This is a genomic window from Clostridium sp. 1001283B150225_161107_B6, from assembly GCF_015556325.1.
GTDB lineage: Bacteria > Bacillota > Clostridia > Lachnospirales > Lachnospiraceae > Enterocloster.
The window spans coordinates 187,709-207,628 of record NZ_JADNMD010000008.1; the positions used below are offsets into that span (position 1 = coordinate 187,709).

General features: G+C 52.8%; 19 protein-coding genes and 1 tRNA gene. 3 read left to right on the plus strand and 17 right to left on the minus strand.

What is annotated here, in order from left to right; translation table 11 throughout:
• Positions 1–200: 200 nt before the first annotated feature.
• The 3 genes from I2H39_RS18575 to glyA form a co-directional block, all read right to left on the minus strand.
• Positions 201–1,346: a glycerate kinase gene (locus tag I2H39_RS18575; RefSeq protein WP_138309649.1), complete on the minus strand. Its 1,146-nt coding sequence runs from the start codon at positions 1,344–1,346 to the stop codon at positions 201–203.
• A gap of 163 nt (positions 1,347–1,509) precedes the next feature.
• Positions 1,510–2,715 (minus strand): sugar diacid recognition domain-containing protein, encoded by a 1,206-nt coding sequence (locus tag I2H39_RS18580; protein ID WP_330640742.1) that lies wholly within the window; start codon positions 2,713–2,715, stop codon positions 1,510–1,512.
• Between the two features lie 96 nt (positions 2,716–2,811).
• Positions 2,812–4,059: a serine hydroxymethyltransferase gene (gene glyA / locus I2H39_RS18585; RefSeq protein ID WP_138309651.1), complete on the minus strand. Its 1,248-nt coding sequence runs from the start codon at positions 4,057–4,059 to the stop codon at positions 2,812–2,814.
• A 270-nt stretch (positions 4,060–4,329) separates the two neighbouring features.
• Here glyA and I2H39_RS18590 point away from each other — a divergent pair, with 270 nt between their 5' ends.
• Positions 4,330–4,680 (plus strand): hypothetical protein, encoded by a 351-nt coding sequence (locus tag I2H39_RS18590; RefSeq protein ID WP_138309652.1) that lies wholly within the window; start codon positions 4,330–4,332, stop codon positions 4,678–4,680.
• Positions 4,681–4,751: 71 nt separating this feature from the next.
• On the opposite strand, the gene recJ is transcribed toward I2H39_RS18590, so the two are convergent.
• Both recJ and brnQ read right to left on the minus strand, forming a co-directional pair.
• Positions 4,752–6,500 carry a single-stranded-DNA-specific exonuclease RecJ gene (recJ, locus tag I2H39_RS18595; protein ID WP_195627264.1) on the minus strand — a complete coding sequence of 583 codons (1,749 nt, stop codon included), beginning with the start codon at positions 6,498–6,500 and terminating at the stop codon, positions 4,752–4,754.
• 48 nt (positions 6,501–6,548) lie between these two features.
• Complete coding sequence (brnQ, locus tag I2H39_RS18600; RefSeq protein WP_138309654.1) at positions 6,549–7,907, minus strand: branched-chain amino acid transport system II carrier protein; 1,359 nt, start codon at positions 7,905–7,907, stop codon at positions 6,549–6,551.
• 225 nt (positions 7,908–8,132) lie between these two features.
• Here brnQ and I2H39_RS18605 point away from each other — a divergent pair.
• Together I2H39_RS18605 and I2H39_RS18610 are read left to right on the plus strand one after the other, a co-directional pair.
• Positions 8,133–8,206: transfer RNA gene (locus I2H39_RS18605), tRNA-Arg, on the plus strand.
• A 294-nt stretch (positions 8,207–8,500) separates the two neighbouring features.
• The gene (locus I2H39_RS18610; RefSeq protein WP_195627265.1) at positions 8,501–8,842 is read left to right on the plus strand and encodes a sporulation initiation factor Spo0A C-terminal domain-containing protein; all 342 of its coding nucleotides are present in this window, start codon (positions 8,501–8,503) and stop codon (positions 8,840–8,842) included.
• 123 nt (positions 8,843–8,965) lie between these two features.
• Here I2H39_RS18610 and I2H39_RS18615 read toward each other — a convergent pair whose 3' ends face one another.
• The 12 genes from I2H39_RS18615 to I2H39_RS18670 form a co-directional block, all read right to left on the minus strand.
• Entirely contained in the window at positions 8,966–9,277 is a 312-nt protein-coding gene (locus tag I2H39_RS18615; protein WP_138309655.1) for a hypothetical protein, read from the minus strand.
• Positions 9,278–9,438: 161 nt separating this feature from the next.
• A complete protein-coding gene (locus tag I2H39_RS18620) occupies positions 9,439–10,710 on the minus strand; it encodes a dicarboxylate/amino acid:cation symporter (protein ID WP_138309656.1) in 1,272 nt (423 codons plus the stop codon).
• Positions 10,700–11,590, minus strand: coding sequence for a dTDP-4-dehydrorhamnose reductase (rfbD, locus tag I2H39_RS18625; protein ID WP_195627266.1), 891 nt, complete (start codon positions 11,588–11,590; stop codon positions 10,700–10,702). The genes I2H39_RS18620 and rfbD overlap by 11 nt, the downstream gene beginning before the upstream one ends.
• A gap of 178 nt (positions 11,591–11,768) precedes the next feature.
• Positions 11,769–12,671 carry an acetamidase/formamidase family protein gene (locus I2H39_RS18630; RefSeq protein ID WP_227146459.1) on the minus strand — a complete coding sequence of 301 codons (903 nt, stop codon included), beginning with the start codon at positions 12,669–12,671 and terminating at the stop codon, positions 11,769–11,771.
• A complete protein-coding gene (locus I2H39_RS18635; protein ID WP_195627267.1) occupies positions 12,661–13,272 on the minus strand; it encodes a (p)ppGpp synthetase in 612 nt (203 codons plus the stop codon). Before I2H39_RS18635 ends, I2H39_RS18630 begins: the two co-directional genes overlap by 11 nt.
• 144 nt (positions 13,273–13,416) lie before the next feature.
• On the minus strand, positions 13,417–14,175 hold the full coding sequence (locus tag I2H39_RS18640) for a gamma-glutamyl-gamma-aminobutyrate hydrolase family protein (RefSeq protein WP_227146456.1): 759 nt from the start codon (positions 14,173–14,175) through the stop codon (positions 13,417–13,419).
• A gap of 1 nt (position 14,176) precedes the next feature.
• Positions 14,177–15,265, minus strand: a complete 1,089-nt coding sequence (locus I2H39_RS18645) for a M20/M25/M40 family metallo-hydrolase (protein ID WP_195627268.1) — start codon at positions 15,263–15,265, stop codon at positions 14,177–14,179.
• A 29-nt stretch (positions 15,266–15,294) separates the two neighbouring features.
• Complete coding sequence (locus tag I2H39_RS18650; RefSeq protein WP_138309660.1) at positions 15,295–16,095, minus strand: M55 family metallopeptidase; 801 nt, start codon at positions 16,093–16,095, stop codon at positions 15,295–15,297.
• Complete coding sequence (locus I2H39_RS18655; protein WP_138309722.1) at positions 16,092–17,084, minus strand: dipeptide ABC transporter ATP-binding protein; 993 nt, start codon at positions 17,082–17,084, stop codon at positions 16,092–16,094. Before I2H39_RS18655 ends, I2H39_RS18650 begins: the two co-directional genes overlap by 4 nt.
• Positions 17,084–18,079, minus strand: a complete 996-nt coding sequence (locus tag I2H39_RS18660; protein WP_138309661.1) for an ABC transporter ATP-binding protein — start codon at positions 18,077–18,079, stop codon at positions 17,084–17,086. Before I2H39_RS18660 ends, I2H39_RS18655 begins: the two co-directional genes overlap by 1 nt.
• Before the next feature lie 11 nt (positions 18,080–18,090).
• Positions 18,091–18,969 carry an ABC transporter permease subunit gene (locus tag I2H39_RS18665; RefSeq protein WP_195627269.1) on the minus strand — a complete coding sequence of 293 codons (879 nt, stop codon included), beginning with the start codon at positions 18,967–18,969 and terminating at the stop codon, positions 18,091–18,093.
• A gap of 16 nt (positions 18,970–18,985) precedes the next feature.
• Complete coding sequence (locus I2H39_RS18670) at positions 18,986–19,906, minus strand: ABC transporter permease subunit (protein WP_138309663.1); 921 nt, start codon at positions 19,904–19,906, stop codon at positions 18,986–18,988.
• Positions 19,907–19,920: the final 14 nt, after the last annotated feature.

Below are 19,920 nucleotides of genomic sequence, written 5' to 3' on the forward strand. Positions count from 1 at the left end.
GGGAGAAACTCCCAGCAGAACATCTTGGACAGAACGTCCTTAAGATTTATATATATTAAATAGCACTTACTGCCGTTTAAGTCAATTATGTGAAAATAAATCATGTAAAAATAACACAACGCAAAAACTGCTGCCTGAAATGAATCCCCGCAATAACGAATCCATCCCAGACAGCAGCACACGGTCACCCTTGCCTGAATTTATTTCTTCCCCAGGCTCATGCCGGCCTTCAGCATTCTGAATGTACGGTCCGCAGCACTGATGTACAGCTCCTCTGCCCGCTCCAAGGCTTCCTCAATATCCATGGCGCCGTTTATCGTGGTTATGATACTGTCAATGCCGTAATCAAAAATTGTCTCAGCCTTGTCGCCCATGCCGCCCACAATGGCCGCTACCGGGATACCTCTCTCCCTGCAGCGCCTGCCGATTCCGCTGGGCACCTTTCCAAAGGCAGACTGCCAGTCCATCCTTCCTTCGCCGGTAATCACCAGGTCCACGCCCTCCAGGAGACTGTCAAAATGCACCAAATCCAGCACTGTATCAATACCGGATTTCAGATTGGCCTTCAGAAATACACAGAACGCCGCCCCTAATCCACCGGCCGCGCCCGCGCCGGGAATCTTATCCACATCCACGCCCAGCTTTTCCTTAAGCAGCGCTGCATAGCGCACCATTCCGCCCTCTAACACATCCAGAATTTCCGGGGTCCCTCCCTTCTGCTTTCCAAATGTATAGGTAGCTCCATCCGGTCCTGTAAGGGGGTTGGTCACATCACACATGACGGTAAACCTGGCCTGGGCCACTGCCGGATGAATCCGGCTCACATCGATGTCAGCCACCCTGGTCAAATCCCGGCCCCTGCCCTCCAGCTCATTTCCCTGGTCATCCAGAAATCTTACGCCCAGGGCGCGCATGGCTCCCATGCCGCCGTCATTGGTAGCGCTGCCCCCAATGGCAATGGAAATCTTCCTGTATCCACGGTCCAGGGCATCCTTAATCAATTCTCCCGTGCCGTATGTGGTGGTGTTCAGGGGATTGCGCTTGTCCGCAGGCACCATGGGAAGGCCGGAAGCAGCTGCCATCTCAATAATGGCAGAGTCCCCTTCAAACTCCCCGTAAAAGGACTGCTGGTCCTCCATCAGAGGACCATGGACCGTCAGCCTGCGGTATGTACCGTTTAATGCAGAAATCACGGCGTCAATGGTCCCCTCCCCGCCGTCAGCCACAGGAACTCCGGCTGTCTCACAGCCGGGAAATATGCGTCCTGCCGCCTCTTCCAGCAGCTGTGTAATACGTTCTGATGACAAGGTCCCCTTAAATGAATCTGATGCAAATAAAAACTTCATGGTTCCGCCTCCCAATCGCAATTGATTTTCTTACATCTATTGTACTGTTTCGGGACCTCCGCGTCAATGTTCTGCAAAACACATATTTACTACTTTAATTATTCCACAGCACAATCCCATTTTACCATGGACTGCCGCCCATTCCGTCTCCTGATTCCCCATCCTAATCCTGCATCATTTCCTTCACATCACGAAAAAATACCAGCGCCATATAAAACACCGCTGCCTGACTCAGTACGCGCACATCATAGCCTGTCAGCTCCTCCAGTTTTCTGAGCTTATAGGTCAGTGTATTCTTGTGGATGTGCATGGCATCCGAGGCAGCCTTCAGGGAACCCTCGGCGCCAAAATACGCCTCCAGAAGTCCCATCCACTGGCACAGCTCTTCATAACCGCAGTTCTTAAATACCTTGCGCAGGTACTCTGCCTTCACGCTGTCGGCCACATCCTCCGTAAACAGCTCCAGGGTAACGCTGTCATAGGTCATAATGTCCCGTTTGGACATACCGGCCGAGCGCCATGCCTTGTTGGCCTGGCCGTAGGCCACATGAATATCCCTGGCCCTGCCGTCGATTCCCATAACCAGCCCTATGCCGAATTTCTTCTGCACGCAGGAACGTATGCGGCCGGCCAGCTGTTCCATATGGCGGTCGGAAGCCCCCTGAACCAGAAATATCTGCCGGCCCGCATTCCGGAACACCAGACACCCTGCCCCTGCCAGGGAAACAGCTTCCCCCTCCGCCTGCTCCAGCAGCTTCTGGCCTGAAGCAGTGGATGCATACTCCTGGAAGTTCCTGACGCCTGCCACCATGACCCTTCTGGGAACCGAAATGTCGATTCCCAGGGCAAATCCTCTCTCCTCCAGTATCCTTGGCTGAAGCAGCCCGCTTCCGAGAACCCAGTCTTCCAGGAACCGGTTCAGCACACGCTGTCCCATACGGCGCTCATCCTGCTCCGCATTTTCCCGAATCAGGATTTCCACCATCTTCTTCACAATCTGGCCATAGCCAGCCACTTCCTCATACCGGCCTGTGATGCCGATAACGCCTGCAATGCTTCCGGCCTGGTACACCGGCAGGTTCAGTCCCGGACGGGAGGTAAAGGTAGCCTCCTCCTCCCTTACATACAGCTCATCCAGATGTTCCCTGATGATTCTCCTGGCCCCCTCATGCAGGGTGCCGATGCGTTCCGGGTCCGTACTTGCTATGACACAGCCTTCCGGGTCCATCATATTGATATGCTGTCCCACAATGGCCCCCACTTCCTCCACAATGGCCTGGGCGCCCTGCTGCGAGAGCCTCAGCATCCGCTCTGTCTGTTCCATACATTCCACCTGCCTTAGCCGTCCGGCCCGCACTGCTGCCGGCATATTTCAAAAAGGGGCTGCGGTACGCCAACCCGGCGCCGCAGCTCCCCTTATTAGCCTTGTCTCCCCGAGACTCTGTTCAGCGTATTCTCCCAGGCCTTACCGGTAAATGGGGTATCTGTCACAGAGCTTTGTCACTTCATCCCTGATGTAATCCGCTTTATTCTCAAAATCCGTGGCTGCCAGCCAGATGCATTCGGCAATCTTCGGCATGTCCTCCTCCTTAAGTCCCCTGGTGGTGATGGCCGGTGTTCCGATGCGCACGCCTGAGGTAACAAAGGGGCTTCTGGGGTCATTGGGAACCGTGTTTTTATTCAGGGTAATATACACCTCATCGCAGCGGTTCTGCAGCTCCTTGCCCGACACCTCCATGCCCCGCAGGTCAACCAGCATCAGATGGTTGTCCGTGCCGTCCGTAAGGAGTTTGAAGCCCTGCTTTTTAAGGGCCGCGGCAAGCGCCTTTGCATTGGCCGTCACCTGATGCTGGTACGCCTTAAACGAAGGCTTTAATGCCTCTCCGAAACACACTGCTTTTCCTGCAATCACATGTTCCAGCGGCCCGCCCTGGGTTCCCGGGAAAATGGCCTTGTTGAAATTAAATTTCTCGGCTGCTTCTTTATTTGCCAGAATCATGCCGCCCCTTGGTCCTCTCAATGTCTTGTGGGTGGTGGTGGTCACCACGTCCGCATAGGGAATGGGGCTGGGATGTTCGCCTGCTGCCACCAGGCCTGCGATATGGGCCATATCAACCATGAGATACGCTCCAACTTCGTCAGCGATTTCACGAAACCGTTTGAAATCAATGGTCCGGGCATAGGCGCTGGCGCCTGCTATTATAAGCTTTGGCCTGGCTTCCTTTGCAATCCGCTCCAGCTCATCATAGTCGATGAAGCCCTGGTCATTAACCCCATAAGGTACGATATTAAAGTAAAGGCCGGAAAAGTTCACCGGGCTTCCGTGGGTCAGATGGCCGCCATGGTCCAGATTCATACCCATGACCGTGTCCCCTGCCTTCAGCATGGCCACAAACACCGCCATATTAGCCTGGGCGCCTGAATGAGGCTGGACATTGGCGTAATCGCAGCCAAACAGCTTCTTGGCCCGCTCTATGGCCAGGGTTTCCACCACGTCCACGCACTGGCAGCCGCCGTAATAGCGTTTTCCTGAATAACCTTCCGCATACTTATTGGTGAGAACCGTTCCCATAGCCATCATAACGGGCTCCGACACAATATTCTCAGATGCGATTAGTTCCAGGTTACGTCTCTGGCGCGCACATTCGGCCTGGATGGCCTCGCCCACTTCCTTGTCATATCCGGTAATAAAATCCATTACTTCATTAACCATTATCTTACCTCTTCCTTTCGCAATGACAGCCTTTTTCTGCTGATTATAACCTATATAATAGCAAATTGCAAGACATATGGCAGGGCCGTTTCCTCTTTGTCTGTTTATTTTTTATCATTGTTTTTCTTAAGAAATTCATAATAATTGTAGCACTTTCTTTAAACTTTAGACACAATTCGGACACAATTATAGGATATTATCAAACTCGTTCCAAAAAAAATTTGTGTTTGGAAAGTCTCACTGGGAGGCTTTCAGAGGAGGAAAACTATTATGAAGAAGACCATCGCAAAATCCATGACCGCTATTATGGCTGCAGCTATGATTGCAGGAAGCCTGACCGCCTGCGGCGGCAGCGACAACAAGGCTGAGACCACTACTGCTGTAGAAACCACAGTAGAGGCTTCTGAGTCTGCTGAGGAGACCACTGCTGAGGCCGAGGAAACAACTGAGGCCGCTGAGGCTGAGGAGTCCACCGAGGCTGCTGACGCTGAGGAGTCCACCGAAGCTGCTGATGCAGAAGAGTCCAGCGAAGCTGAGGAGACTGAGGCTTCCAAGGAAGAGGCTGCTGACGAGGCCAATGCTGAAGTTGTTGAGGAAACAACCGAGGCTGCTCAGAACTAATCTTCTTTCACCCAAAAGGGTGCTGTCCGCTGTGGCAGCACCCTCTCTTTATTTTCCCTTTTAGTATCGGCTTAATGAAATTTCCAGTTCTTCACCACAATCTGAAGATTCCGGCTGCCGTTATACTCATTCACTCCCGGATAGTAGATAATGTCCATAACACGGCGGTCACCCTTTTCCTCCATGAACAAATCCCCTTCCGTAAATATTACGCCGTCCATGGCTGTTCCCCGTTCATTCACAAGGCTCACCCGCACCACGTTCCGGTTCCGTCCCATGACCCTGGCACTGCGTATGAACAGACCCTTCTGGGCAAATTGTGGTTTCTCATTTCCCTGGCCATACGGTTCCAACAGTTCCAATTCCTCTATAAACGGTTCTGTTATGTATTCAAAAGGCATGGCCACATCTATCCACACCTTTGGTATGAAGTCCTCTTCGGTCAGCCGTTCCCGGGCGTTTTCGTTGAGACGGCGCCGGAATTCGTCCACATCCTTTTCCTCCAGTGAAAATCCGGCCGCCATGGGATGGCCCCCAAACTTCAGCAGCAGGTCCTGTACCTCCACCAGGGACTGGAACATGTGGTATGCTTCTATGGAACGTCCTGACCCCTTGACACAGCCCTCGGCCCGTGTAAGCACGTAGGAGGGCTTATTGTACCGCTCCCTGAGGCGTCCCGCCACAATGCCGGCCAGGGATTCGTGGCAGTCCGGCAGAAACACCACCAGCACCTTATCATCGCTGTATCTTTCATCCACCATAGCAGCAGCCTGTTCAATGCCCTCCTGGGTCATATCCTTGCGCTGGTCATTGAGGGCCTTTAATTCCTCTGCCATCCGGTCCGCCTCAGACTCATCCCCGCACAGAAGAAGCCCCAGGGCTATCTTTGCCGTCTGGAGCCGTCCGCTGGCATTCAGGCAGGGGCCGATGACAAAGCCAATGTGATAGGCCGTGATTGCCCCTGCCTGGAGATTATTTTTCTCAATCAGCTTGCGCAGACCCAGGTTGGACGTATGTCCCAGCCTGGAAAGCCCCTCTTTCACAATGATGCGGTTCTCTCCCTGAAGCTTCATCACATCCCCTACCGTGGCAATGGCTGCAATTTCCAGCAGATTCAGCCACTCTTCCCTGGGAATATGGTGGACCTCATAAAGCACCTGTACCAGCTTATAAGCCACCATGCCGCCGCATATATCCGGAAATGGGTAAAGGCTGTCCCTTCGCTTTGGATTGACAATGGCATCTGCAGGCGGCAGTATCTCCCTGCTCTCCGGCATCTCCCCGGCTGCCGCTGTCTCTCCGGCCTCAGTCAGTATATCGTGATGGTCCGTCACTATCACGGTCATCCCCAGCTCCTTGGCCCTGGCTATCTGGCTGATAGCGGCAATTCCGTTGTCACAGGTAAGGATGGTATCAATTCCATCCTCTGCCGCTGCCTCTATAATCAGTTCATTGATGCCGTATCCGTCCTTAATGCGGTCCGGAATTTCATAATCCACATCGGCCCCAATCCTCTTTAAGGCGCGGTAGAGCAGATAAGTGGAGCACACTCCGTCTATATCATAATCCCCTACAATCCGTATGCGCCTGCCGTCAAGCACCTTCTGTCCAAGCATTTCCACTGCCCGGTCCATGTCCGGCAGCAGGTGCGGATTGTGAAGCTGCTCCACGGAACCGTGAAGATACCGCCCTATGTCTTCCATGTCCTCCAGACCCCGGTTGCGTATAATTCTGGCTGTAACCGGGCTGATGTGGTATTTCTCCGCGATTTTATTAAAATCCGCCTTCTTAGCATATAACATCCATCTGGCTTCTGTCATTCTCTCGTCCTGTCCTTGTCTGTCTTTATCTTCTTTATCTGTCCTTATTTATTCTTCCTGTTCTCCCATAGCTGAGGAATAAATGATACCGGCTGCCATTCCCACAAACGCCGGCACAATCCATCCCAGACCTGCTCCGTATCCAGGCAAGAACGTAGTTGCCTGGGTTAGAAAGGGAATCACGAATTTGCTCTGTTCCAGGGCATATACCACGCTGACCGCCCCTGTAAACAGGATGGCCCAGGGATACATAGCCGGCCACCGCCTTGTCAGCGGTCCCATAAACGCCAGCACAATCAGCACAATGGCAATTGGGTAAATGGCGTCCAGGACCGGCACTGACACGGCCAATATTTTATTAAGTCCTGCGCTGGATATAATCAGGCTAATCAAGGCAAACAGAAATACCCATACTCTATAGCTGATAACCGGTATAATGGAATTAAAATACTGGCTGCAGCAGCTGAGAAGCCCCACGCAGGTATTAAAACAGGCTATGAGGAAAATAAGCCCCAGTATCATCATACCGGCATTTCCAAAGAGGTTTCCCGCAACATAGGTCAGTATCCTTGCCCCATTATCCATGCTGCCCGCCGCTGTCCCCGCAGGAGCGCCGATATGGGCCAGGGCCGCATAAATCAGGGCCAGAAGAATGCCTGCTATGATTCCTGCCTTAATGGTTTCCCTGACAACCGCACCTTCCTGCTCCACTCCCTTTGCCCGGATATTAATGGCAATGATGATTCCAAAATTCAGGGCCGCAATGGTATCCATGGTCTGGTATCCTTCCAGGAATCCCGCCACAACGGGACCCGACTCATAGACAGCTCCCGGTACCCCGTAATGACCCATGGGCCACACCAGGCATCCGATGAAAATGACGCCGATGAGCACCAGAAGTGTGGGACACAGTATCTTTCCCAGCCGGTCCGTCAGCTTATCCGGCCTGAACGCCACTGCCATGGCAGCCGTAAAAAACACCACGGAATATCCGAACTGCGCCATGGTCTGGACCGTGAGCCCGGTAAGCCTTACCGTACTTTTCAGTGAAACTCCCAATTGTTCAAGAACCGGAAACACTGTCATCTCAAAAGAAGTGCTGGAGGTCCTGGGAATAGCCAGGCACGGGCCTATGGAAAGGTAGATAAGAAGGGTAAACAGGAAAGCAAACCCAGGGTGCACTCTGCCCGCCAGCCTGGTCAGGCCGCCGGAAAGAGCAACTGCAGCCACGCCCAAAACAGGCAGTCCCACTGCACTGAGCAGAAACCCCGACATGGCCCTCCAGGTCATGACACCTGCCTGAGCGCCTAGAAAAGGCGGGAAAATTAAATTCCCCGCGCCAAAAAACATGGAAAATAATGTAAATCCCACAAGCAGAAGATTCTGCTTCGACAATTTCTGCTTCATAATTTTATCCCCGCTCAATACAAAATAAGAGATAAGAATCAGACATCCCCGCTCTTTCTTACCTCTGCTTGTAACATAATACCACAAAATGCGACATCTTTCAAGGTAGTTACATACTTGTGAAATGAACTATTTAAAAATATTTTTAAAAACCCATTGACATTTCTTCCAGGACAAGATATAATAGCTCTTGCGCTGTTAGAGATACAAATCAAACAGCAGCATGCGTCAGTAGCTCAGCTGGATAGAGCATACGGCTACGGACCGTAGTGTCGGGAGTTCGAATCTTCTCTGGCGCATGAAGAAAACCTCGCAGGTATAAGCCTTGCGGGGTTTTTTGTTTTTCCAAAGCAGGGGTAAAATCCATCTGTCCTTCTCTCTGTTCACCGGAAAAACAAATCCTCCTTCTGCCCAATTTCTCCGGCTTGATTCCCTGTCTTCTCCAGACCTGTGGCGCAACGCCAGGAGCGCTATCCCCGCCTGATTCCCCGCATTTTACGATACCATGTGTAACCTTTTGTTGTCCGCCTTTTGTTGATAGTCCCCCTCCTAATAGTTACCTTTAAAAGGTAAAAAATTTTAGGAGGGTTGATATGAAATACGAAAGAGAAACCAGTAACCTGCTTCGGCGCCTTGGCGTAAACAATTCCTATGTAGGCTTCCGCTATACCATCTATGGCGTAATCCGCTCCATCCATGACCCGGACCTGCTTGCCTACATATCAAAGGGGCTGTACATAGAAATTGCGGCGCGCTACCACACATCCGTCAACTGCGTTGAGCGCAATATACGTACCATCATTAATATAGTATGGCTTCATGGGGACAGGATTCTTCTGAATCAGATATTCCGCATTGAATTAAAGCAAAAGCCCCGCAATGGGGCCTTTATAGATGCACTGGCTCATTATGTTGTAGAACATTACTATGATTGAGTAAGTCAGGGCGCTGTTGCAGCGCCCTTCTTAACATCTGCCACCCCAATTAATGCGCATAAATAATACCTGGAAAGAGGTTCTTCCTAACTTCAAAGGTTTCACAAGACAAAAGGACAACCGTCACTGATTGTCCTCCATCACCTCTCTCACCTTCTCCAGCATCACCGGCGTCAGCTTGAGAATCCGCTGCTTCTTAGACACCTTCTCCACAGCATCCTCAAAGCTCATGCCGTTCCCGGCCGTCATGGCATCCTTCACCAGGATATAGTAAAGCATGACCGCCTTTTTATCCTCCTTTGGAAGCTTCTCCTTAAGCTGCTGCTCCACAGCCGCCTTCTGCGCTGTTCCTCCCGGAAAAATGCGGTGCATATATTCCCGTTCCTCCTGCTCCCGCTCCTCCTTGCTCTTAATCTCAAATCCGAATATATTCATATTCCCCTCCTGCACGCTCACACCAATATCTGGATATAGTACAAGTATAAAATCCAGAGGGTGGTACGTCAAGAAGTTTCTCATCATCCCTGTCACATCTGCCCCATCGCAGCGCCCTGCAACAGCGCTCCGTCACATCTGTCCAATCACAGCCTGCCCGTTCATCCAGTCTCCATATCATCAAACACAGCCCTGTCCACGCCTCCATCCTGGAATGCAACCACTGTGGTGCACACTGCGTCCCCGGTAATATTGACGGCCGTCCTGCTCATATCCAATATGCGGTCAATTCCCATAATCAGGGCTATGGCTTCCACCGGCAGGCCCACGGAGGCAAATACCATGGAAAGGGTAATCAATCCCACTCCCGGCACGCCGGCTGTTCCCACGGAAGCCAGGGTAGCGGTCAGTATGACCGTCAGATAATCCGCCACAGACAGCTGAATACCAAAGGCCTGGGATGCGAACACCACGGCCACTCCCTGCATAATGGCCGTCCCGTCCATGTTGATGGTGGCTCCCAGCGGTATGGTAAAGGAAGAAATGCGCCGTGACACCCCCATCTTTCTGTGGAGGGTATCAATGGACATGGGAATGGTTGCATTGGAGGTTGCCGTGGAAAAGGCAAAGCCCATGACAGGCAGGAATTTCCTGAGGAACTTAACAGGGCTGAGTCCTGTAAATCCCTTTAGAATTGCCATGTAGACCACCAGCCCCTGTATGGCCAGGGCTGTCATCACTCCTGCCATGTATTTAAGCAGGGGCAGGAAGGCGTCAAATCCAATACCGGAAAATGTCCTGGCAGTCAGACAGAACACACCATAGGGAGCCAGCTTCATGACCATGACCGTCATCTGCATCATCACATCATTAAACTGGCTGAACAGGTTTCCCACTGTCTCTGCTGCTTCACCTAAGCCGGCCAGAATGATTCCCACAACCAGCGCAAAGAGGATAATGGACAGCATGTCCCCATCCGCCAGCGCCCTTACCGGATTCACCGGAATAACGGCCAAAAGGGTGTCCGCCAGCCCCTCCTTCTCACCGATTGCCACCTGGGCTGTTTCTATGGAGGAAAGGTCCAATCCGGCTCCCGGATTGATGACATTGGCAGTCAGTATGGCTGCGGTAATGGCCAGCGCAGTGGTTGCCAGATAAAATCCCAGGGTCTTTATTCCGATTTTTCCCAGTTTCTTTGTGTCTCCCATGGACATGCTGCCGCATACAAGGGAACAGAATACCAGGGGAACTACCAGCATCTGCATCAGCCGCAGGAACCCGTTTCCCACAAGGTAGAAGATGCCGTCTATGAGCAGGCCGTCCCGGACAGGCCCCTGGGATACTGCATAGTGGAGCAGTATGCCTGTGGCTGCTCCCAGTGCAAGCCCAATGAAAATAGCGGTGGTAAGGCCCGGCCTTTTCCTACCTTCCATAGCCGATACCGTCCTTTCCCGCCTTTGCGTTCCTGCCCTTTTGCAGTCCCTCCATGTAGGCCTCCAGCATATCCTTCCAGTGGGGCAGAAGGCTCATGCCGGATATGCGCAGCATCATATTGTCCAGTACGCTGTAAGAGGGCCTCATGGAGCTCAGGGTATCCTCATCGGCATTCACCGGCTCCACAGGAACCTGGAAGCCCGCAAGCCTGACAGCCTCCTTTGCCAGTTCATAGCGGCTGCACCATCCCTGGCCCGTCACATGGTACAATCCGTCCTCCCCGTGCTCCATCAGCTCTATGACCTTGGCCGCCAGACTGTCGGCACCTGTAGGGGACGCCATCTGGTCCCTGGCAGCCCTGATGGTCCTGCCCTGTCTGGCCATATCGAGAATCCGTTCCAGGTAGGGGCTTCCGTCTCCAAATATCCAGGAACTCCGAACAATGATATGACGGCTGCTGAACTCCCTTACAAAATTCTCCCCTGCCATCTTTGACTTGCCGTACACGGTCCGCGGGGAGACCGGGTCAAACTCTGTATAAGGAACCTGGCTCTCCCCGTCAAACACATCATCCGTGGACATCTGGACCAGCCTGGCCTTACCCATTCTGGCGGCAACACTCAGATTCCTGGCCCCCAGGGCATTTACCCGGTACGCCTCCTCCGGACACTCCTGGCAGACAGCCACATCGGTCAGTCCGGCGCAGTTTACAATATAATGGGGCCTGTTGATGTGGGCATATTCCATCACAGCCTCTGAATCCGTGATATCCACCGAGTCCGCGTCCGTCAAAAGCAGCTCCACGGGCCTGGATGCCAGAATATCCGTCATCTTCCTGCCGACCCGTCCGCCGGCTCCGCATATCCATATTTTCTGCATCCTGTACCATCCTTCCATGCATATAAATGATTACACTTTTTCCATAAATACACATGTAGTATCTGCAAATACACGTTGTTCATACGTCCGCAGGCACAGATGCCGGCAATTCACCGCACCAAAAAAGCCCGGGCATAAAATACCCGGACCATTCTGTATTCCGCATGACAGGCCAAGCTTAAAACAGCTTCTTAAGCACCGTTTTCTTCATCTCCATACGCACCGTGCGTTTGGGGTCCACCACCTGGCAGAACTGGAGATTGCCCATGGCGCTGAGAAGCATCCCGGCATCCTCCAGGCCCATGCCCAGTTCCCTCATAAGAATTTCCGTCATGGCCTTAACCGCCGTATGGATGGCAGTCTCCACGTTCTCATGGGAGGCAATGGTGTAGCAGGCCTGGCTGTCCTCCAGCATGGGATTTACGATGGAAACGCCTTTCAGGACCTCCAGGGTCACAGTCACCTCTGCCGGAATCTCCAGCCCGGTTACCATGATTTCCCCATCTCCCATACAGGCATGGACATCCCCCATGGACAGAAGGGCTCCCTCATGAAACACCGGCAGGTACAGGGTGGCTCCTGCCTTGATTTTGGTGTTGTCCATGTTTCCGCCGTGGCTTCCCGGCTCTCCGCAGGGAATCTCCCCATGGGCAGGGGCCACGCCAATCACGCCAATCATGGGAGCGCAGGGTATCCCTATGTCCTGGTTAAACCAGGCCACTCCGTCCCTGACAGGAATCCGCTTTACCTTTCCGCCGGATATGCAGTCCCCCAGTACCCCGTTGTCCGGTATGGCAGCCATGGTTCCCCAGGATGCCACCCGGATGTCCTCAATCTTAACCTTCAGCACATCCCCCGGCATGGCTCCTTCCACATAGACAGGTCCGGTGGCCGGATTGATGCAGTCCCAGTTCAGGCTGTCCAGGCCGGCCCCCTCCTCCATAAACTGGTTGTCAAAACAATCCTTTGTGACAAATATGACTGTTTCATGATTGTCCACCCTGCAAACCGGGACGGCTGACGATGACATGGCGAATACGGTCTTCCCCTCCACCTTCCTAACCGCCTTCTTAACCTCCATCTTCCCTTCTCCTTTCATTGTGTGTCTCAAACTCCCCTTCTATCTCCTCCAGTATCCGGGCATAGCGGCAGAAATCCTGTTCCAGCTGCTCCTTGTTCCTGGGCTGCTTTTTATAGCATACCCGGTGCTCCATACTGGCCCAGAAATCCATGGCCATGGTCCGCAGCTGCACCTCCACAGGAAAATATTCCATGGTGTCCAGGAAATACACCGGTATTCCCAGCACAATGTGATAACTCCTGTACCCGTTGGGCTTGGCATTCCGGATGTAATCTTTTTCCTTGATGACCACCAGGTCCGACTGTTTCTTAAGCGCTGCCGCCAGGTTATAGATGTCCTCCACAAAATAGCAGATAATCCGCAGTCCTGCTATATCCTGAAGCTGGTTCCTGGCATTGGAAACCCCTGACGTAAATCCCAGACGGGCCAGTTTTGATTCCATGCTCTTTTTTTCTTTTATACGGCCCTGGATATTGTGTATGGGACCGGCGGCAGACCTGTCCCCGTAAAGACTGTGATTGAGGATTTCCAGCCGGGTATTAAGTACCCGGCCGGCATCCTCGTAGGGCTTTATCAAATCATAATACTGCTCATTTGTCATCACACGGACCCCCGCATTTTATCTCAGGCAGACTGCCGCAGCCGGCAGCTTCCATTTCTATTCAGCATACAGATAAATTGTGAGCATTCTGTGATTGTTTTCTATAGAAATTCTAAAGTCCCCAAAATTTTAACTCCTGGGCCATTATGCATTCTTAGCCTTTCTCTCCATAGCCCTGTCACACAAATCCAAAAACAGGCGGTTCATATCAGGGGCGGACACAAGGAGGCTTTCGGGGTGCCACTGTACGCCTACAATCATCCCCTCCTCATCCTCTATGGCCTCAATAACCCCGTCATTTGCATATGCGGAAGCCCTGAGCCCCTTTCCCAGCTCCTTCACCGACTGATGGTGCATGGAATTGGTCATGCAGATACCGCTTCCCAGAAGCCTTGACAGCCTGGTTCCCTCTTCCACCCGTATCTGGTGGGTCAGGTAATCCCGCCTGCCAAGCTGCAGGTGCCTGATGCAGTCAGGTCCCTTAAGGGAAAGGTCCTGATACAGGGAACCTCCCATAAGCACGTTAAGCAGCTGGTTTCCCTTGCAGATTCCCAGCATGGGCTTATTGTGCTCCAGGGCGTAACGTCCCGCCCTCATAAGAGCCTCGTCAATCTCAGGCTTATATACCTGGATAGCCGGATGAGGGTCCTCCCCATAATAGGAAGGTGTCATGTCCTCCCCTCCCGGAAACAGGACTGCGTCGCAGATTCCCATGATTTCCTCTGTCTGCTCCATAACGGCAGACGCCGGCAGAATCACAGGGATACCCCCGTTCTTCATGACGGCATCCACATAATAGCTGTTCTGATAGGCCCTCTCCATGCTGTCAAACAAGCCTGGCTGGGTCATGTATGTATTTCCCATAATACCGATAACCGGACGCTCCATTTTCTGCACCTCCATCCTACAGTATATCCTGGCGCAGGATATGGCGGATGCGTTCTGCATCCAGACCCTTGATTACCTGGGCCGCCAGCTCGGTGGCTGCCTCCAGGTCATCCTTTGCACAGAAATTATAATGGGAATGCACATATCTGGACGGCACGCCCAGCACAAGAACCGGAACCGCCTTTCCGATAAGGCTGATTCTGCCCGCATTGGTGCTGCCTCCCCGCCTTACCGCCTCCTGGTACCGGATACCGAATTTATCAGCCAGCTCCATGGCATATTCCATGAACACAGGATTGGATATGTAGCTCTTGTCCATACGGCGGATCTGAACGCCGCTCTTCATCCTTCCCTGGGCCTGGGTAGCGGAAAAGAAAAAGTCGTCTGAGGGAGAACCCTCGAACAGAATGGCCAAATCCGGCTTCACCACCTGGGTGGTGACGGTGGCGCCTCTCATACCCACTTCCTCCTGGGATGCAAATGCGCCCACCACATCCACGGCCAGCTCATTCCTGCTGTCATAAACCTTATTCATGGTATCTACGATGCAGGCGCATCCGGCCCTGTTGTCAAACGCCTTTCCAAAGCAGAGCCCGTGTTCCTCATCATAGGAAAAGGACACCTCCGGCACCATGGGGTCTCCGATGGATACCCCAAAATCCTCCTCCGCTTCCCTGCGGCTGGTTGCCCCAATGTCCACATACAGGTTTTCAATGCACAGCTCCAGGGAATTCCGTTCTTTGTCAGTCATGAAATGCACCGGCTTTGACATGATAATGCCCCTGACTTTCCTTCCGCCCCTTGTCCTTATAATGACCGTGTGGGCAGGAAGGTTGGTCAGATGAAATCCTCCCAGCATGAGAATACCCAGGCAGCCATTGTCATGGATGCACTGCACCATGAAGCCGCACTCGTCCAGATGGGCGTCCAGCTGCACCACGGGCTTGTCCCCGTTTTTGCCCGGCATGCGCACATACAGGTTGTTCATGGCGTCATTTTCCACCTGGTAGTTACCGCAGTAGCCAGCCACGGTGCGCACCACCTCCTCCTCAAACCCGCTGGGACCAAAGGCGTCTGATATCTTTCCAAACATTTCTATATCCATTGCTGTTATCTCCTTATCCGTTTAACATTCTAATACACCACAAAACAATGGGCGGTCACCACATCCATCCATCTGGATGTCTCCAGCCTGTTGGTGAATGTGTCCACTGCCCTCATTCCCGGATAAAAGGACATCTGGTACGCCTTTTTCCAGTCTTTGTAGGTCACTTCATATGTAAATGTCTCCGGAAGCTCCACCATGCACCTGGAGGGATTGCCGGATAAAGCCGTCTTCACTCCCCGGCGGATGGACGCCTCCACCTGCCCCGGCGCCTTACAGTAAGTGGACGCCCCCAGGCCGGTCTTTGTCACGGCCGTTGTGATGCACGGCACCATTTCCTCAGCCATGCTGCAGATGGTACTGTCCCCGGAAACAAACAGCACCGGGACCTTGTGGGAAGCAGCCGTGTAGCTGTTCAGCATGAATTCACTCATATAATTGCCGTTTAAACGGATGTACAGGCTGTTGCCTGTGGAAGTGTGGCTGATGGCAAAGCCGGGATTGCCTGCCGGGGCATGGTATCCTATATACATGACCCCGTCAAAGGAATCATCCAGGCCGGACATCATGTTATAGGGATGGCCGCTCTTGCCCCGAATCAGGGTTACGTAATCCGGCATGCAAAGCGGGTCGATGTTGGTGGCGTCCCCGTGACCATCCTTTACCACAATCTCGTCAGCTCCCGCCTCATGGGCAGCCTCGCAGGCAGCCACCACTTCCTTTGTCATCTGCTCTGCAAATTCCCTGTATGCAGCTTCATTCTTATGGGTTTCATATGCCAGGGCCACCCCTGCGCATCCTTCTATATCTGCACTGATAAAGAGTTTCATCCCTTATTCTCCTTGATTTTGTCATCATAGAGATGGCAGTATACATAATGGTCGTCCGATACCTGGTAACGCTCCGGAGCCTTTTCCTTACAGATATCCATGCACCGGGGGCACCGGGTGTGGAATTTGCAGCCGCTGGGCGGATTTAACGCCGACGGGATGCTTCCTTCCAGGATAATGCGGTCCTTCTTTGCCGTTGGGTCCGGAACCGGTACGGCTGACAGCAGGGCCTGGGTATAGGGATGGAGAGGATTGGTGTAGAGCTTGCGCTTATCGCCCACCTCCACAAAGTTGCCCAGATACATGACGCCCACCCGGTCGCTGATGTGCTCCACCACGCTCAGGTCATGGGCCACGAATATATAGGTCAGGTTAAGCTCCTTCTTAAGCTGGTGCAGCAGGTTTAACACCTGTGCCTGGATGGACACGTCCAGGGCCGACACAGGCTCGTCCGCAATAATCAGCTCCGGCTCAACCGCCAGGGCCCTGGCGATACCGATACGCTGGCGCTGGCCGCCTGAAAATTCATGGGGATACCGGTTGGCATGGTAATCATCCAGTCCAACCTTCCTCAGAAGCTCCATGACACGGTCTTCCAGCTCCTTTTTGCTCTTTGTCAGGCTGTGTATGATTAAGGGCTCAGCGATAATGTCAAATACGGACATCCTGGGGTTCAGGGATGCATAAGGGTCCTGGAATACCATCTGGACCTTTTTGCGCACCGCGCGCATCTGCTTACGGCCATAGGATGAGATATCCTCCCCGGCCAGGATGATTTTCCCTGCCGTGGGAGTCTCCAGCTTGCAGATTCCCCTTCCCAAAGTGGATTTGCCGCAGCCCGACTCGCCCACGATGCCGAACACCTCGCCCTTACGCACCTCAAAGGAGACGCCGTCCACTGCCTTGACGAATTCACGTCCGCTGCCAAAATCTCCCTTCACAGGGTAATACACCTTCATACCTTCAACATTCAGCAGGATATCTCCCATCATGCGTCACCGCCTTTCTTTTCACAGAGCCAGCAGCGGCTCATGTGGCCTCCTCCCACGTCGTAGAACCCAGGTTCTTCCTCTCTGCACTTGTCAAAGGCACAGGAGCATCTGGGAGCGAACTTACAACCCTGGGGCATGTATTTAGGATTCGGGACATTGCCCGGTATGGATTCCAGCTCTTCCGCGCACGCTCCCAGCTTGGGGATGGATGCCAGAAGGCCCTTTGTATACGGATGGGACGGATTGGCGAAAATGGACTTCACATCCCCCTTTTCCACCACCCGGCCGCTGTACATGACCACCACGTCGTCGCATATCTCCGCCACCACCCCAAGGTCATGGGTGATAAACAGGATGGAGGTTCCGATTTTCTGCTTCAGGTTCTCCATCAAATCCAGTATCTGGGCCTGTATAGTAACGTCCAGCGCCGTGGTAGGCTCGTCCGCTATGAGGATTTTGGGCTTGCACACCAGTGCCATGGCTATCATAACCCTCTGGCGCTGGCCTCCGGAAAGCTGGAAGGGATATTCCTTCATCATTCGCTCCACCCTGGGAACGCCTGTCAGCTTCAGCATCTCCACTGCCCTGTCCCAGGCTTCCTGCTTGCTTATGCTGTTGTGCATCAGGATACATTCCGTAATCTGGTCGCCAATTTTCATGACAGGGTTCAGGCTGGTCATCGGCTCCTGGAAAATCATGGAGATTTTCTCTCCGCGCATCTTTCTGCGCTCCTCGTCGTTCAGCTTTGTCAGGTCGCGCCCCTCAAACAGGATTTCCCCGTCAGCCACCTTTCCCGTGGTTCCCATCAGAAGGCCCATGACGGACAGGGCGGTCACGCTCTTGCCGCTGCCTGACTCTCCCACGATTCCAAGGGTGCTTCCCTCTCTCAGTTCAATATCCACACCGTCTACTGATTTAATCACACCGCTGTCCGTGTAGAAGTAGGTGTGCAGATTCTTAATCTCTAAAATATTATTATTCGTATTTTCCATAAGTCCCACTCCTAATCAGTCAGTTTTGGGTCCAGAGCATCTCTCAGACCATCGCCCAGCAGGTTGAAGCAGAGCACGGTAAAGAAGATTGCAAGGCCCGGAAACAGGGTGATATGCCAGCTTGTCAGCATGTAGTTACGTCCATTGCTAAGGAGCAGCCCCCACTCAGGCGTGGGCGGCTGGGCGCCCATGCCCAGGAAGCTAAGGCTGGAAGCAGTGATGATGGAGGTACCGATGGACATGGTGTACTGTACGATAATATTGGGAATCGCGCTGGGCAGGATATGCCTCCACAGGATGCGCATGTCGCCGGCTCCGATGTTGCGGGCAGCCTGCACAAACACGCTGTTCTTTGTCTCCAGCGTATTGCCGCGCACCAGGCGGGCAAACTTGGGGATATTGAATACCGCAACCGCGATTACCACGTTATAAAGTCCGTTTCCCAGGATAGCCACAATGGCAATCGCCAGTATAAGGCCGGGAAAGGCCAGCAGAACGTCGCAGATACGCATGATAATGGAATCCACAATTCCGCCGTAATATCCGGCCAGAAGTCCCAAAACCGTTCCCACCAGCATACCCACGGTAACGGCGAACAGTCCCACGCTGAGGGATATCCTGGTTCCGCAGATTACCCTTGAGAACAAATCCCTGCCGAACTCATCGGTGCCAAAGAGATGGGCGGCCGTGGGCGGCTGCATAATGGCGGAGTAATCATATTCATTGATGCCGTAGGGAGCAATCTTATAGCTGATGAATGCCAGCAGCACAAGGAACACAAGGAATACCATGGCAACCATGGCTGTCTTCTGTTTCTTAAACTTTCTCACAAACTCTGAAAACGGGGTATTGATGTCCGTCTTTTCATTTAATACTTTATTCTTAGCCATCTTTTGTCGCCCCCTTTTAGCTCAATTGGATTTCAGGATTCAGCACTGCATACAGCACGTCCACAACCAGGTTAATCAGTACAAAATGCAGGGAAAATATAAGAATCAGCGACTGGATTGCAGGATAATCCCTGTAGTTCACGGATTCAATCAAAAGGGACCCCAGTCCCGGGAAGGCGAAAACCGTTTCCGTCACAACGGAACCTCCCAGAAGGAAACCGAACTGAAGACCCACAACCGTTACAACGGATATCATACAGTTGCGGAATACATGCTTCCAGATAACCGTCTTCTCCCGCAGGCCCTTTGCCCTGGCCGTACGGACATAATCCTCCTTCAGTACCTCGATAATGGAGGAACGGGTAAAACGGGCAATAATGGCCGCAATGCTGACCCCCAGCGTAATGGACGGCAGAATCAGGTTTTTGAAGGAGCCGGCTCCCGTGGTGGGCAGCAGCCTGTATTTGACCGCAAAAACCATAATAAGCATGAACCCAATCCAGAAGGAGGGCATGGATATACCCGAGACAGCCACTGTCATTCCTGTATAGTCCTGCCACTTGCTCCTGTTCCTGCCTGACCAGATGCCGATAAGAACGCCTGCAATCACGCTCCATGTCAGGCTTAACAGGGTAAGCTGCACCGTATTCATGTAGCGTCCCTGGACCTCTGTCAGCACCGGACGCTTGGTCCTCAGGGACGTGCCCAAATCCCCCTTCACAAGTCCTGTCACGTAGCTGACATACTGCTGGGGAAGGGGCTTGTTAAGACCCAGCTGTTCCCTTACCAGCTCCACATCCTCTTTGGTTGCCTGCGGACCGGCGACCTGACGGGCCGGATCTCCGGGAATCAGGCGGACAAAGAAGAATACAAATGTAACTACGATAATCAGGGTTGGTATAACTCCAACAATTCTTTTACATATGTATCTCAGCATATAAACTCTCACCT